Annotated in this window: 11 protein-coding genes, 1 tRNA gene, 1 pseudogene and 1 riboswitch; of the genes and pseudogenes, 5 read left to right on the top strand and 8 right to left on the bottom strand. The window is 37.1% G+C overall.

All coding sequences use genetic code 11. The annotated features are described in order from the left end of the window. Positions 1 to 278: 278 nt before the first annotated feature. Positions 279 to 3,767, top strand: coding sequence for a glycosyltransferase (locus tag ACQR30_RS08580; protein WP_429734044.1), 3,489 nt, complete (start codon positions 279 to 281; stop codon positions 3,765 to 3,767). An 18-nt stretch (positions 3,768 to 3,785) separates the two neighbouring features. On the opposite strand, the gene ACQR30_RS08575 is transcribed toward ACQR30_RS08580, so the two are convergent. The 3 genes from ACQR30_RS08575 to ACQR30_RS08565 all read right to left on the bottom strand — a co-directional run bounded on the left by ACQR30_RS08575 (position 3,786) and on the right by ACQR30_RS08565 (position 5,676). After that, on the bottom strand, positions 3,786 to 4,148 hold the full coding sequence (locus ACQR30_RS08575; protein ID WP_429734042.1) for a dihydroneopterin aldolase: 363 nt from the start codon (positions 4,146 to 4,148) through the stop codon (positions 3,786 to 3,788). 161 nt (positions 4,149 to 4,309) lie between these two features. Further along, complete coding sequence (gene trxB, locus ACQR30_RS08570; protein ID WP_429734040.1) at positions 4,310 to 5,251, bottom strand: thioredoxin-disulfide reductase; 942 nt, start codon at positions 5,249 to 5,251, stop codon at positions 4,310 to 4,312. A 98-nt stretch (positions 5,252 to 5,349) separates the two neighbouring features. Then, a complete protein-coding gene (locus tag ACQR30_RS08565; RefSeq protein ID WP_429734038.1) occupies positions 5,350 to 5,676 on the bottom strand; it encodes a hypothetical protein in 327 nt (108 codons plus the stop codon). A 264-nt stretch (positions 5,677 to 5,940) separates the two neighbouring features. On the opposite strand from ACQR30_RS08565, the gene ACQR30_RS08560 reads away from it, so the two are divergent. Beyond that, positions 5,941 to 6,015: transfer RNA gene (locus ACQR30_RS08560), tRNA-Val, on the top strand. 320 nt (positions 6,016 to 6,335) lie between these two features. Here ACQR30_RS08560 and ACQR30_RS08555 read toward each other — a convergent pair. From ACQR30_RS08555 to ACQR30_RS08540, 4 genes are all read right to left on the bottom strand, one after another. Beyond that, positions 6,336 to 6,710, bottom strand: coding sequence for a DUF4345 domain-containing protein (locus tag ACQR30_RS08555; protein ID WP_429734036.1), 375 nt, complete (start codon positions 6,708 to 6,710; stop codon positions 6,336 to 6,338). Positions 6,711 to 6,783: 73 nt separating this feature from the next. Next, positions 6,784 to 7,005 (bottom strand): hypothetical protein, encoded by a 222-nt coding sequence (locus tag ACQR30_RS08550; RefSeq protein WP_429734034.1) that lies wholly within the window; start codon positions 7,003 to 7,005, stop codon positions 6,784 to 6,786. 155 nt (positions 7,006 to 7,160) lie between these two features. Beyond that, entirely contained in the window at positions 7,161 to 8,402 is a 1,242-nt protein-coding gene (locus tag ACQR30_RS08545) for a PQQ-dependent sugar dehydrogenase (RefSeq protein ID WP_429734032.1), read from the bottom strand. Between the two features lie 22 nt (positions 8,403 to 8,424). Continuing rightward, positions 8,425 to 8,952, bottom strand: coding sequence for a DUF1572 family protein (locus tag ACQR30_RS08540; protein WP_429734030.1), 528 nt, complete (start codon positions 8,950 to 8,952; stop codon positions 8,425 to 8,427). A gap of 753 nt (positions 8,953 to 9,705) precedes the next feature. Between ACQR30_RS08540 and ACQR30_RS08535 the strand changes: the two genes are divergently transcribed. Both ACQR30_RS08535 and ACQR30_RS08530 read left to right on the top strand, forming a co-directional pair. Then, a complete protein-coding gene (locus ACQR30_RS08535; RefSeq protein ID WP_429734028.1) occupies positions 9,706 to 10,581 on the top strand; it encodes a carbon-nitrogen hydrolase in 876 nt (291 codons plus the stop codon). A gap of 106 nt (positions 10,582 to 10,687) precedes the next feature. Next, positions 10,688 to 11,782, top strand: a complete 1,095-nt coding sequence (locus ACQR30_RS08530) for an agmatine deiminase family protein (protein WP_429734026.1) — start codon at positions 10,688 to 10,690, stop codon at positions 11,780 to 11,782. 60 nt (positions 11,783 to 11,842) lie between these two features. Here ACQR30_RS08530 and ACQR30_RS08525 read toward each other — a convergent pair whose 3' ends face one another. Next, on the bottom strand, positions 11,843 to 14,251 hold the full coding sequence (locus ACQR30_RS08525) for a TonB-dependent receptor (protein ID WP_429734024.1): 2,409 nt from the start codon (positions 14,249 to 14,251) through the stop codon (positions 11,843 to 11,845). 58 nt (positions 14,252 to 14,309) lie between these two features. Further along, a riboswitch (TPP riboswitch) is annotated at positions 14,310 to 14,408 on the bottom strand. A gap of 109 nt (positions 14,409 to 14,517) precedes the next feature. On the opposite strand from ACQR30_RS08525, the pseudogene ACQR30_RS08520 reads away from it, so the two are divergent. Continuing rightward, positions 14,518 to 15,118: pseudogene (locus ACQR30_RS08520) on the top strand (1,4-alpha-glucan branching protein GlgB); the annotation flags it as partial.

Below are 15,118 nucleotides of genomic sequence, written 5' to 3'. Positions count from 1 at the left end.
ACTTAAAGACCTCGTAAGTGACTTGCGAGTATACGTATGGAGTAACTGTAAGGTCCTTATGTATGGATCGATAAGCGAGTTGCAGTGAAGTACGAAGCCAGACAATCTTCAGCTGTTTGGCGGTTCATACTAAATAAAAGAAGCCCGGCATATTGCTGGGCTTCTTTTATTATGGGAACTTTCATTAAAAAAAAATAATATCTCTGTTTTATTGATTCTTTACAAAAACCTAGACTAATTTTGTGCTGTCCAATAAGGACATTTATTTTAAATAAAATATGCAGGATCCTTCTAGGAAACAGGTTTTTCAAACAAACAACCCCACACGCTGGCAACGCTTTAAATGGAGTAGCCGTGTAATAATTGCAATTGTTGCATTGCTATTTGCGGTTTTGGCTACCATGCTCCTTTTTGAAAAGGATCCAGTTATCCCCATCAAACAAGATTATCGTACCGTTATCTCTGCAGACAAACCTTTTTATCAGGAAACCAAATTATCAAAACAATATAAAGGTTTTAGAAAATTTTTTAAAGAAAAAAGGCCTCATTTTAATATTATTTCCAACAAGCGAAAAACGCAACTGAGAAATAATCTTGACTCCAATATTATCAGGGATTCCGTTCTACAACCGAACTTTGTAAGTCAATTATTTTTAGGAATAAATGTCAAAAATTCTCAAGCTACGTGGAATAAATTCCCTTGTGGTATCCGTTCTGCTTTTTTTGTTGCCTGGGACCCACAATCTTTTCTTTCCTTAAGAAAAAATATAAGTCATCTGAATTTGATAATGCCAGAATGGTTTTTTATAGATCCCAAAGCAGATACAGTCCTATTTAATTTAGATCAACAGAGTAGAAATGCCTTTCAGCTAATGCGTGCTCACGGAGTAACCATAATGCCGATGCTGAGTAATAATTTTAATCGAAACTTTCATCCTGAAGCAGCTAAGCGTATCTTAAAAAGTCCGGCAAAAAGAAAATTTTTAATAAATAAATTGATTAAGCTCTGCTTAGAAAACCATTTTGCCGGTGTGAATGTGGATTTTGAGTCGCTCAATTTAGATAATAATGAGCTATTGGTTTCTTTTATAAAAGAAATGGCCACCATTTTTCATGCGAACGGTCTTTTATTATCCGAAGATATTGAACCATTTAATGATGATTATAACACCAAAGAGCTCTCAAAATATTGCGATTATTTGGTTTTAATGGCCTATGATGAATCTTCTTCAGATGGAAATCCGGGTCCAATTAGTTCACAAAAATGGATAGAAGCGGCAGTAGATAAGATGTCTGAGAATGTGCCTTCGAGTCAAATTATTTTAGGACTGGGTGCCTTTGGTTATCAATGGCCGACAGATTCGTTGCAGGATCCTAGTCTTACCTATCAGCATGCATTGGAGCTTGCATCCGGTAGTGGAGCAAAAATTGAATTTAACGACGATACTTATAATTTGCATTATAGTTTTGTGGATGATACCAACACGGTACATCAGGTATTTTTTACGGATGCTGTAACGGTATTTAATACCATGCGCTTTGCTACTGAATATGGATTAGCGGGTACCGCCATTTGGCGCCTGGGAAGTGAAGACGATCGTATCTGGACTTTCTACAACAAGGATATGCGCAGTGATTCAATCGCGCATTTCAATTTTAGAAAACTAGGTTTTATTAAAGATACTTCTATTGTAGATTATATTGGTGACGGTGAGGTCTTAGACGTATTACGTACACCTAAAAACGGACATATCTCTACGCAACTGGACAGCTCCGACATGCTTATTTCAGCGGAGAGTTATGATACATTACCCAGCTCCTACGTTATTCAGAAATATGGATCCGCACCCTTAAATCAATTGGTGCTTACTTTTGATGATGGCCCCTCAGCGGAATTTACACCCCAGATATTAGATATTCTTTCTCATTTTCATGTGCCTGCGGCTTTTTTCATGGTTGGTTTAGAAGCAGAGAAAAACTTACCACTTGTAGAAAGGGTTTACAGAGAAGGGCATATCATAGGTGATCACACTTTTACACATCCCAATATTGCCGATGTTAGCCGCGATAGGGCTATTATGGAAATAAAACTGACACGATTGCTAATAGAATGTATTACCGGGCATAGTACTATTTTGTTTCGCGCGCCTTATAATGCCGATAGTGAGCCTGTTACACAAGAAGAAATCATTCCTATCGTTTTAGCCCGACAGCTAAATTTTTTGGACATTGGTGAAAGTATTGACCCAGAAGATTGGGAACCGGGTGTAACCGCTGATACTATTTTGGCAAGGGTAATTAAAGGTGTCCAGGAGCAGCGAGGAAATATTATCTTATTACACGATGCAGGTGGCGATACAAGAAAAGAAACAGTAAAAGCACTTCCTTTAATAATAGAATATTTTCAAAAACGAGGTTACACGTTTACCACTTTGGCAAATATTATGCATAAGCGTAAAGATCAGTTGATGCCAGCAGTCCCTCCCGGGAACGGTTATTATATGATGCGCGTCAACCTGGCCTTGGCAAAAGGCACTTATTGGATCAGCCATTTTTTGGCAGCATTATTTATTCTATTTATATTTTTAGGCATTATAAGATTGGCATTCATGATTGCGCTTGCTATGCGCGAAAGGCGTAAAAATAAATTATCTAAGCAAGAAAATTTTGTTTTTACAAAAGAAAATGCACCCCTGGTATCTATCATTGTTCCAGCTTATAATGAAGAAGTAAACGCGGTGTCCTCAGTGGCTAATTTATTAAAGCAGGTGTATCCAAATTTTAATATTGTCTTTATTGATGACGGAAGTACTGATGCGACGTATGCTAAAATAATGGAAGCCTTTTCGCAAAACGAAAGAATAAAAATACTTACCAAGACCAATGGAGGAAAAGCTTCTGCACTTAACTATGGCATATCAAATACAAATGCTGATTATATCGTTTGTATAGATGCTGATACTAAACTAGAGCCTAAGGCCATTGCAATTCTACTGCAACATTTCTTTGGAGAAAATAAAGAATCTGTGGGTGCGGTAGCCGGGAATGTGAAAGTGGGAAACACTGTAAACCTACTCACTAAATGGCAGGAGATTGAATATGTAACCAGTCAAAACTTTGATAGAATGGCTTTTGCCGATATAAATGCTATCACAGTGGTTCCTGGTGCTATTGGCGCCTTTAAGAAAGAAGCTATTGTTGATGCAGGAGGTTTTACCTCCGATACAATGGCGGAAGACTGTGATTTAACGATACGTATTTTGCGCGCAGGATATATTATTAAAAATGAAAACAATGCCATTGCGCTAACAGAAGCTCCAGAAAAAATTGAGCAATTTGTAAAACAACGCACTCGCTGGACTTTTGGCGTTATGCAAACTTTCTGGAAGCATCGAGACACTATGTTTAATAGCGAATATGGCTCACTTGGATGGATAGCTTTACCCAATATTTTATTATATCAGTTTCTTATTCCTATTTTCTCTCCACTGGCGGATGTATTGATGATTGTAGGCATATTTTCGGGGAATGCGGAAAAGATCGGTAAATATTATTTGCTGTTTATGTTGGTAGATATGAGTGTAGCTTTAGCTGCTTTTGTTTTTGAGAAAGAGAAATTAAAAAAGTTATTTTGGATAATCCCGCAACGTTTTTGCTATCGTTGGATAATGTATGTGGTGCTGTTTAAGAGCCTTAGGAAAGTCTTGCGCGGCGAATTACAACATTGGGGTGTATTGAAAAGGAGTGGCAATGTACAAGATATATAAGGACTAGCGACTAGTATGTCAGGAGGCTGACTTTCTTTTAGTTATGTAGGAAACACTCACATTACCCGTAAATCCGATGATCGGTGGGCTCGTTTTTTTGATAGATACATTTATTTCCTCAGCTAAAGGAAATTTATCCAAGATTTCATTGCAGATATTCATGACCAAGGTTTCCAATAAAGGTTCAGGCTGTGCCATTCGCTTTTTCACCAATGCATAGACTGCTGAATAATCAATTGTGTCAGAAATCATTGTAGGAATTCCATCGGGTAAATAAAGCAGTGTGATATCAATATTAAAATTACCTCCTAATACTTTCTCTTCTTCATACAAACCATGGTGCGCGTGAAACCATAGATTGTGTAATTCTATTTTTAGCATTGTTTATAAATTGAAGATCGATAATTTGGAGAGCCTGTTTTATTAAGAATGTGGATGTTTCACGGTTCATTTTTAAACATCCACACTACAGTATTTTTTGGAATGATATTCCACACAAAAGGAATCCTCATTAATAATTAATCAATGACCTTCATTGTTTTCTATGCAATTCCTTTTTCCGTTAAATATCTTTCTGCATCTAAAGCAGCCATGCAGCCACTTCCCGCCGCCGTCACCGCTTGACGGTATATTTTATCTTGTACATCTCCGGCCGCAAATACACCATCGATATTTGTTTTAGAAGTGCCTGGGGCAGTAAGTATATATCCCGCGTCGTCTAATTTCAGCCAATCTGCAAAAATGTCACTATTAGGTTTGTGCCCAATAGCCACAAAAAAAGCACTTACTGGGATCTCTCGTTTTTCCCCAGATTTTATATTTTTTATACGCACTGCCTCCACTTTTTTCTCACCCAAAACTTCGTCGGTTTCGACATTCCAGTAGATTTTTATGTTGGCCGTATTTTTTACTCGCTCCTGCATTACTTTGCTGGCACGCATATTTTCTTCATCTTTTCGCACTATCATATGTACTGTAGTTGCCAATTTAGAAAGATACACTGCTTCTTCGCACGCTGTATCCCCTGCCCCTACAATGGCTACCTCTTTTCCCTTAAAAAAGAAACCGTCGCAAACAGCACATGCGCTTACACCATAACCATTCAAACGTTGTTCGCTTTCTAAGTTTAACCATTTAGCTGAAGCACCAGTAGAAATTATTACTGTATCAGCCTCAATCCATTCATTTTCATCAATCTGCACTTTATGAACGGGGCCAGAGAAATCAACCTTTGTAGCCAATCCATATCGAATATCTGTACCCATTCTCTTAGCTTGTTTCTCAAAATCAATCATCATTTCGGGCCCTTGAATGCCCTGTGGATAACCAGGATAATTCTCTACCTCGGTTGTAATTGTTAACTGTCCTCCGGGTTGGATACCTTGATACAACACAGGTTTCATATTTGCTCTTGCGGCATAAATAGCTGCTGTATAACCCGCAGGACCCGAACCTATAATTAAACAATGTACTTTTTCACTCATATAGAAATATATTTTTATAAAATTGGGCGTAAAATTACTAAAACTTATTGGTAAGGAAATAATAATGTTATTGCATTATCAATATCGGAAGATTATTCTTATAATTCTTGGGGGATGTCAAATGCCTTTTTCAATTCTTTGAGGGCTTGATTATATTGGTCTTTGTCTATTTTTTCATTTTGGTAATCTTCTAAGAGTTGTTGCAGTCTTAGTTTGTACGTACTGCTTTTATTGTTGTTTTTCAAATCCAAAAACTCTTGAGAAATGTTTTTGGGCTCGTCTATTGGTTTTATTTCGTCATTATTTTGATGCTTGTTATTGTTTTCCTGAGATTGCTGCACCAAATAGTTAGCTAATACTTCAAGAGGAGCTTTGATTTCTTTGACTTCTTTTTTAATCACTTTCTTTACAATATTTTTTATCATAAAGTATAAGATAAAAACAAAGACAGCTGCTAAAAGTATTTCAAGAATATAAAACTGATCGTTCATGCAGATATATTTTTATTTGTGATAAAGATAAAAGATAATTAATGTAATAAAAGTTTTTCCCAAAAATGATGACGACAAAATGTTGCAAGGGTGTCAAAATTGCTATATAAATTGCTCTATAAAAAAGAAATAAAAAAAATATTGTAAAAAAATTTGGAAGAAAAAAATATCGCTCTATATTTGCACTCCAATTACGAAGGGAGTTTAGCTCAGTTGGTTTAGAGCATCTGCCTTACAAGCAGAGGGTCGGCGGTTCGAGCCCGTCAACTCCCACAGATAATCAAGCAGTTATGAAATAATTTCATAGCTGCTTTTTCCATTTGATACATAATTTGATACATCCTCTGTAAAATTTGCCTCCCCGTAAATTTTAACAGACGATTTCCGGATCAACGCAAAAACTTGTGGAAAGGGCATAATATTTTTACATTTGCGGCCTATTAAATATTATTATGCAAGACAGCTACCCGTCCTTATTAAAGTTTATTCTACCCTCGTATATTTTAGTTTTGTTGTAGCTACTTCAAACGCTTTTTTTAAACAGCAGCAAACGGGCGCAGACGTTTCCTATTTACCAATACGCGTTTATCCGTTTATCTTAGCTGCCATTCCAACACAATAATGGATAATCCAAGCAAAATTTCGACAACCATAATATAGTCAAAGTACTTACCGGCTGACCCTAGTTTAGACGTCGAATACAAACGTCCTAGGCCTGAAAATATCACGGCAAGTCCTAGTAAATAAATAATGTTTCCCGACATCCCTACGTTAAATGCGGCGTAAACAAAAAGGAATCCCGAACCTATATAAATACCACTTAGAAACCGGACCAAATTGTCCAAAATGAACTGCGGCGGCGTTTCTTTAGGTAAAAAACGCGTTGCTCCCTTAAGCAGAATATTTGTTCCTCCAAGAAAACATATTAGCGAAACAAGCCCCAATAAAATGCTTAATGTAAGCGACATACAAATTTTTTAGTTAGTGATCATTTTATCATCATAAGTATCTGTCATTTTTTGAAGATAAATGACTCTTTCCTCAAGTTGGTTCAGCAAAATGTTGGATAATTTTCAATTTTACATGCAAAACGCGGTAAGACAATTCAAATTTAAGCTGACCTGATATGGCAATCATATCCAAACGCTTTATTACGTTTATTATTTTGTCATCATGTAATAGTTGTTCGATAATTTCAATCCAGACTTCCTTTTCGTCCTCGTCCTTAAAATAGACATCTGCAAAACCAGCAAGGAACTTCATTGCATGAAAATAATATAATCGGAACAGCCTAAAAACAGGACAAACCTTTGATGGCAACTTGCGACATTTATGAGATAAGAGTCTTCAAGACTCTATTATTAGAATAATCCTATTTTCAAGTCATTATTAAATATTAATAAATCATATTACTGCTTTTACTTTTTTGCAATCTTATATAAATGTCCTTCATCGGTAACCGCGTACAATGCGCCATCCTTGCCTTGAATCAAAGCGCGGAAACGCTGACCCATATTTTGCATCAACCATTCTTCCCCAACTACTTTATTATCTTTTATAACCAAGCGATCGATATGTGAGCCACTTAAACAGCCCAAAAATAAATCTCCTTTCCATTCCGCAATACTGTCACTATTGTAAAAAGCAATCCCTGAGGGAGACACACTTGGATCCCAATAATAAATCGGCTGTTCCATCCCTTGTTTTTGCTGAATTCCATCCCCTACTTTTTCTCCGCTATATTCAATGCCATAGGTAATGATAGGCCATCCATAATTTTTCCCCGGCTTTATAATATTCACTTCATCACCACCACGCGGGCCAAATTCAACTTCCCATAAATCACCTGTTTGGGGATTCCAGGCCATACCTTCGGGGCTACGAAAACCATACGCATATATTTCCGGGCGAGCGTTAGCTGTATTGGCAAAGGGGCCATCAGGAACAGCTTTGCCGTCTTTTGTTATATGTATAATCTTACCCAAAGAAGAATTTAACCATTGCGCCTGCACCCGTATTTCTTTGCCCGAACGTTCGCCCGTACTAACCAGTAAATTACCTTGCTTGTCAAATAATATACGGGATCCATATTGCAGATTTCCTTTATAAGCCGGCATCGCACGATAAATGACTGTTGGGTTTTCTATCTTTGTTTCATCCTTAGATAATGTACCTTTTGCGATGGCTAGGAGTTTCGTGCTATCCGTAATCGGTTCGGAATAATCCCAATAAATCATTCTATTTTTTACAAAATCAGGATCAATATTTACATCTAACAATCCACCTTGTCCATCGGCATTTACTTTTGGAAAACCCTCAACGATTTTATCTAATCTGCCATCTGTCGTTTCAATACGCATATTGCCCATCTTTTGAGAAATCAAAAAACGTCCGTCGGGCAATTGACAAATACCCCAAGGATGTTGCAAGGAACTATCGAGTAAGGTAATAGATATAGGCGTCTTTGTAACCACCGCAGGAACCCGCGTTTGCCCTGCAAATGCTGGTTTATAATCGGAGTTTGGCGTCTTAGTTTCCACCGAACTATCCGTAGATGACTTATTATTTCCTTTGTCCTTGGCAGGACTACTTGTACAATTAACCATTACCATTGACAAGGTAAATGCGGAAAAGATCAAACCGAATGTCTTGTGTAACATATTCTTTATTTTAAAATTAGATTTATTTTACTCCCATCGCTGAATTAAATTCGTTGCTTTTGTTCTTTGGAATTGATAGGGTTCGCCAATTATCACCTTTTAATATTTTTCCATATAAAACAATCTGCCCTACATGATAGCTATAATGCATTAATTGACGAATAATAGCATCATACACTTTTAATGGTTCTGTACGGATGTAAATTGTTTTTTCTACATCTTCGGCTTTTAAATTACGAAGTGTATCAAACATGCAGGCCCAACCATCCTCCCATAATTTTATAAGTTCTTCTTTACTGCATTTAAAGTCTTCAAATTCTGCATCGCGCTTGCGCCACGGCTTTTCACCATCTTCCGTTAAAAAGTTTGTCCATCTGCTCAACAGATTGCCATTCATATGATTTATAATCATGGCAATGCTGTTCAGAGTTTCGGAAGAACGAGCAAAAAAATCTTCTTCAGTTAATTGTGTGAATGTCTTATCACCCAAAGCTTTATAGGATTCAAACCTTTCAATAACACTTTTTAAAAAATCAATTTCAAAAGACATAGAATTATTTTAAAATTTAGTAATCAAATAACTTGCATCAGCATCAGAGAAATATCGCGGCCAACGGGTTACAATACCAAGCGGCTCCTTGCATATGCTCTTATATTTGTTTTACGTCCTTCCTCCTCACTACATAGAAGTATTGTATTTTCATTTTAGAACCAGAATAATCACAAAAATATCCTTTCGTCCACAAAACCCTTCTCCTGGTGTTAAATTAGCAAGAGTACTTGATTCAAATTGGCTTCTATTTTGATAAAAAAATCATAACACCGGCATCTCTATATAAATCCTTATTTAGATCTGCCTGTATCAACCACTCCAATATGCCTACGCAACGAGATCTGACATAACCTATAAATTGATACATCTATATTAATATATTATGATTCTTACGCAGACATTTATTCCATTTTCAAATATAATTCTTTTGTTTGAGCCAAAGAAGCGTCCGGGAAGAACTAGACTAAAAAATTAAGCCTTTACTAACATTTAATATATATTTTCGGTTGAATACTAACATTGATTTTTAGAAAACCCGCCCCCGCGTTAAGACCTGCCGCGTATCCAGTCCGAATTATTTTCCTTAGGTCAAAAGCTTTCCTTAAAGAGAAAAATATATAGATCAATTTCAAAGGATTTTCAAAAGTAATCACCGTTGACGAAATACCACACAGAAAATTTGGTCTGGTAATTTGACACCACAGAACAGCAAATTTTTCTTAGTTTTGCAGCACTAAATTTTTAGAAGTTATGGTAAAAGTAAAAGTTGGTTTGGTGCAAATGTCTTGCACGGCAGATAAAGCAGAAAACCTACAAAAGGCCATTGACAAAGTGAAAGAAGCGGCTGCAAAAGGCGCTCAGATTGTTTGCTTACAGGAGCTTTTTACTTCTTTATATTTTTGCGATGTAGAGGATTACGAAAATTTCCAGCTGGCGGAAGCCATTCCTGGCCCTTCAACCGATGCCCTTAGTGGGATAGCTAAAGAGCTGGGTATTGTGATTATAGCCTCGCTTTTTGAAAAAAGAGCGCAAGGACTTTATCATAATACGACTGCCGTTTTGGATGCAGATGGAAAATATTTGGGCAAATATCGCAAAATGCACATTCCTGACGACCCAGCTTTTTATGAGAAATTTTATTTCACACCAGGGGATTTAGGGTACAAAGTTTTTGATACGAAATTTGCCAAAATTGGTGTTTTGATTTGTTGGGATCAATGGTATCCAGAAGCGGCACGTATTACGGCTTTGATGGGTGCGGAAATATTATTCTATCCGACAGCAATCGGTTGGGCTACTTCCCAAGATGATGCAACTAACAAAGAACAATACGAGGGCTGGCAAACTATACAGCGCAGTCACGCTGTGGCAAACGGATTGCATGTTGTAAGTGTAAATCGTGTAGGTTTTGAACAAGACGGCCGTATGAGATTTTGGGGCGGCTCTTTTGTCGCAAACCCTTTTGGTGCATTGCTATACAAGGCATCACATGATAAGGAAGACACAGCGGTTATAGAGTTAGATCTTGCTAAAACGGACCATTATCGAACCCACTGGCCGTTTTTGCGCGATAGACGAATTGACAGTTACGCTCCTATTGAAAAAAGGTTTATTGAGAACGAATAAGGAATTTCGAAAGATCAAAAGTCAGGAAATATGAAGACGGATAGCTGGAGGCTTGTTGTATTGTTCAACTAAATTCCACGAACTGCTCCTAACAAATAATTAAATAATGAATAAAGATTCACGCATGCCTAATCCCGAGACCGATCTTCCTTCGTCTGGCTTTCTTCCCAAAAACTTTGGCTATTATTTTCCCGCCGAATTTGAGCAGCATGAGGCTACTTGGTTAAGCTGGCCGCATAAAGATGCATCTTGGCCTGAAAAACTGAATGCAGTTTATCCGTATTATAGCCAGTTTGTCAAACAATTGGCATTGAACGAACGCGTGCGCATCAATTTAAATGATGAACGAATGAGAGTCGCTGCCATTGAGCATTTGGAAAAAGCGGATGCAGACTTATCCAAAATTGATTTTTTTATACATCCCACGAATGATGCTTGGTGTAGAGATCATGGGCCTGCATTTCTTATCAATCCAAATGCAGAGATAAAAAAAATAATTGTTGATTGGAATTACAATGCCTGGGGCAACAAATATCCTCCTTATGATTTGGACGACGTGATTCCGACATTGATTGGGAAGGCCTTGAACATCCCTGTTTTTAATCCAGGCATTATAATGGAGGGCGGTTCCGTAGAATTTAACGGAAAAGGAACGATTCTGACTTCCTCTTCTTGCTTATTGAATCCTAATAGGAATCCACAATTGAGTCAGCAACAGATTGAAGAATATCTGTGTAATTATTATGGAGCTGAACAGGTTTTGTGGGTAGCCGATGGCATAGTCGGCGATGATACCGATGGTCATATCGATGATACAATTCGCTTTGTAAATGAAGATACGGTATTGACAGTGGTCGAAAAAAATAAATCAGATGAGAATTATGAATTGTTGCAGCATAATTTAAAACAGCTACGCACCATGCGTTTGCTCAATGGGAAACAGTTAAACATTGTGGAATTACCCATGCCGACTGCTGTAGTTTGGGATGGACAACGTTTACCAGCTTCTTATGCCAATTTTTATATTGCCAATAAACAGGTAATTGTTCCAACTTACCGTTGCGCACAAGACGACGAGGCACTCCAAATTATTCAGCAGGCATTTCCTACGCGAGAAGTTGTAGGAATAGATTCTACAGAAATTATTTGGGGTCTGGGAAGTTTTCATTGCTTGAGCCAACAGGAGCCGGCTGTTTGGTAAAAAAGCCAGTTAAACTCCCCAAGAAGTACACTGGCTTTTTTACTGTGATAACTCAGTATTTTACAATTTAATATTTATGCCCACCATAAAGTTTGTTCCCGCCATTGGAAAGAAATAATTGTAATTTTTAAGTACACCATTATCGTATTCAGGATAAGTAGCGCCATTAGTGTCGTATAAATGATTAAATACATTATATACTTGTCCAATAATATTCCATTCTTTAAAGATCTTATTTCTTAGTGTAAGAATGACACGCGCATCTTGATTGTAATAGCCTTTCAGCAAACGTGTGGCATTCTGCGTATTGTCTAAATATTGATCGCCCACATATTTACTTATTAAACTAATCTGAACATTCTTACAAGGCAAAATATTTAAGCTCCCTGCTCCTACTAGTTTAGGCGAAAAAGCTATATCTGAATTGTGATAACTAGCAGATTGTTGCGGCAGTTCATTCCAATCAGCATCGTAGGCATTAAAATAAGCCGTATAGTCTTTAATTTTATTCTTACTAAAGGATAAATTGGCTATAACATTCAGCCAATTTGAGAATACATAACCTCCTTGCAATTCAATACCCGCTCTGTAACTATTGGGCGCATTAGTGCGCGTGGCACTTCCAACGTCATTCAATTGTCCAGTTAGTACTAATTGATTCTTATACGACATATAATACAGGTTGATTCCCCAATTATATTTCCTAGCTTTCTTATTAACTCCCAATTCAAAATCATTCAACCGTTCAGCTTTTGGTTGATTAGTCAAACCGGCTTCGAAATCGTCTCTATTAGGTTCTTTATTTGCTAAAGCATAGCTTAGATAAGCATTGTAGCCATTTTTTAAATACGAAATTCCTATTTTAGGATTTAAGAAATTAAAATTACGTTTCACCGTCAAATTGGGATTATCTTGGAATCCATACATGTGATGCCAAACATTTCTGTATTGCATGTCCGCAAAAAGATTCCAATTCTCATTAAAACTATGAAGCCATTTTAGATAAACGTTTTTATCATATTTGTAGGCAGGCAGATCGTAATAAATAGCATCTTTATCAATCCCTCCATTTTCGGCCCAAATAACTTTTCCATAATGCCATCCATCGTAGTTTGTCCAGCTTCCACCTAATGTCAATTCATTTTTTTTGCTTTTATATTGAAGTGAAAAAGTTTGTCCATAAAATTTGTTATCCAAAAACTGCTGACGAATCAAATCTGTAGAAAGGATGGTATCGCTTGCAAATGGGACTGGATAGGCGATTCCATAATTTGCGTAGTCCTGCTCATTTTTGTATTCTTCATAATAGCCGATTCCAGTGCTTAAAAAAGTAGCAATAGCTAACGATAATTTAGGATTGAATTGGTGTGTTACAAATAGTTGATAATGGTTCTGATTATAATTGTCGGTTTCATTATTGTAATATGTACCACTTTTACTAATGTATCCTAATTCGTTATAAGTTCTATTCACATTTATCGAATCTTCAGGCACCCCGTCCCATGCCTGATAGGTTTTTTCTTTGCCCACTATCAAATTAAAGCGCACACTTGTTTTTCTGCCAATATATGCGGTTGAAAAAAGTAAAGATTGCAATTTACTAGAAGCCCTATCAATATATCCGTCACTGGTAATGTTACTCAAACGTACATCTGCAGTGAATTTCCCGTCAATCAGGCCACTTCCTGCCATCACCGTATTTTTCCAAGTATTGAAAGAGCCAAAACTGTTATTTATTTCTCCATATGCGCTATCATGCACCTCATTAGTGCTTAGATTGATAGTCGCACCAAAAGCGCCTGCCCCATTTGAGGACGTTCCTACCCCTCTTTGAATTTGAATCGATCCAACCGAAGAAACCACATCGGGCAAATCAACAAAGTAACTTCCGGAACTTTCCGCATCATTATACGGAATGCCATTAAGCGTAACATTTGTTCTGGTACCATCTGAACCGCGAATATGTATGCCTGTATAACCCACACCATTTCCGGCATCAGAGTTAATGACCACATTGGGTGTTTGGTCTAACATGTACGGCAGGTCTCTTCCTAAATTATTTTTTTCAATATCTGCTTTCGTAATATTCGTTTTTGAGAAAGGTGTTTTATCACCGGCACGCACAGCACGCACCTCAAGTGGTTCTAGAGATTCCACACTTTCGCCTAATTGAACATTTATATTCTGGTCTGCATCCTTTAACGCAACGGTAGCGTTAAAAGATGTTTTACCCGCATAAAAAATATTTATCCTCCAATTTGAGTTTTTATGGAGGTCATTAAACAGGAAATGCCCGTCGCCGTCTGTTTTTGTGCGTAAAGTTTTTTTACTGTTAGTACTTTTTAAAACGATGGTTGCATCTGTCAAATATTGACTTTGTTTATTTGTCACAGTACCGGTTAAAGACAGTTGGGCGCGTGTACTCATTGTAAGCAGCAACCACGTTGTTACCAAAAAAAACTGTTTCATAATTTTAAATAAAAATTAAGAACAAGAATGCAGGAGGAAGTAATTCTACAAAGCTCTTATAATGCCTTGCAGCCTTCCCTTCGCAGGCATTACCCTGTTCAGGTTATACGGGTCTAATCTCAGCCTTCCTTACAAGAAAGCACCCCGAGGAATGAAGTTTACGGGCGCAAAGGTATGTGTTTATTTTTTATTTAAAAATTTGAATACTGGAGAATAAATATAGCTCTTACATTTATTGTATCTTGCTTACAATTAAATGCCAGTATATGACGCCGACAAAAAGGATTCCTTATGAAGAACAATATTTTGTAGATAGTAGTAAACCAGTTTGGAATTATTCTTTGTTTACAGATGAAGACATTCGTTCTTATCAATATGGTACACATTGCAAACTCTATCAACTTTTCGGCAACAAAAATATTACCGTTTCCGGTAAAAATGGCACATACTTTTCTGTCTGGGCTCCAAGTGCCAAACGCGTTTCAGTAATAGGTGATTTCAATCAGTGGAATACGACTGCTCATTTACTAAACGCACGTCAAGACTCCTCTGGAATTTGGGAGGGATTTATTCCAAATATTGCTGCCGGCGAATTATATAAATATAATATTATTTCCTCAAATGGTGAAAGCTTCGACAAAGGAGATCCCTATGCCAACTACTGGGAGAAACGCCCTAAAACGGCTTCCATTACTACCGCATTTGATTTTCAATGGCAAGATAAAAATTGGATGAAAAAGCGAAAAAAATTAAACGCTTTAGATGCGCCCATCTCCGTATATGAAGTACATCCTGCTAGTTGGATGCGCCCTAATAAAGATGATGAAGAGTCTTACAATAGCTACCAATTGATGATTGAATTATTGG

Source organism: Arachidicoccus sp., assembly GCF_050436765.1.
GTDB lineage: Bacteria > Bacteroidota > Bacteroidia > Chitinophagales > Chitinophagaceae > Arachidicoccus.
The sequence above is the reverse complement of the archived record's forward strand: the minus strand, read 5'-3'. Positions and strand labels throughout refer to the sequence as shown.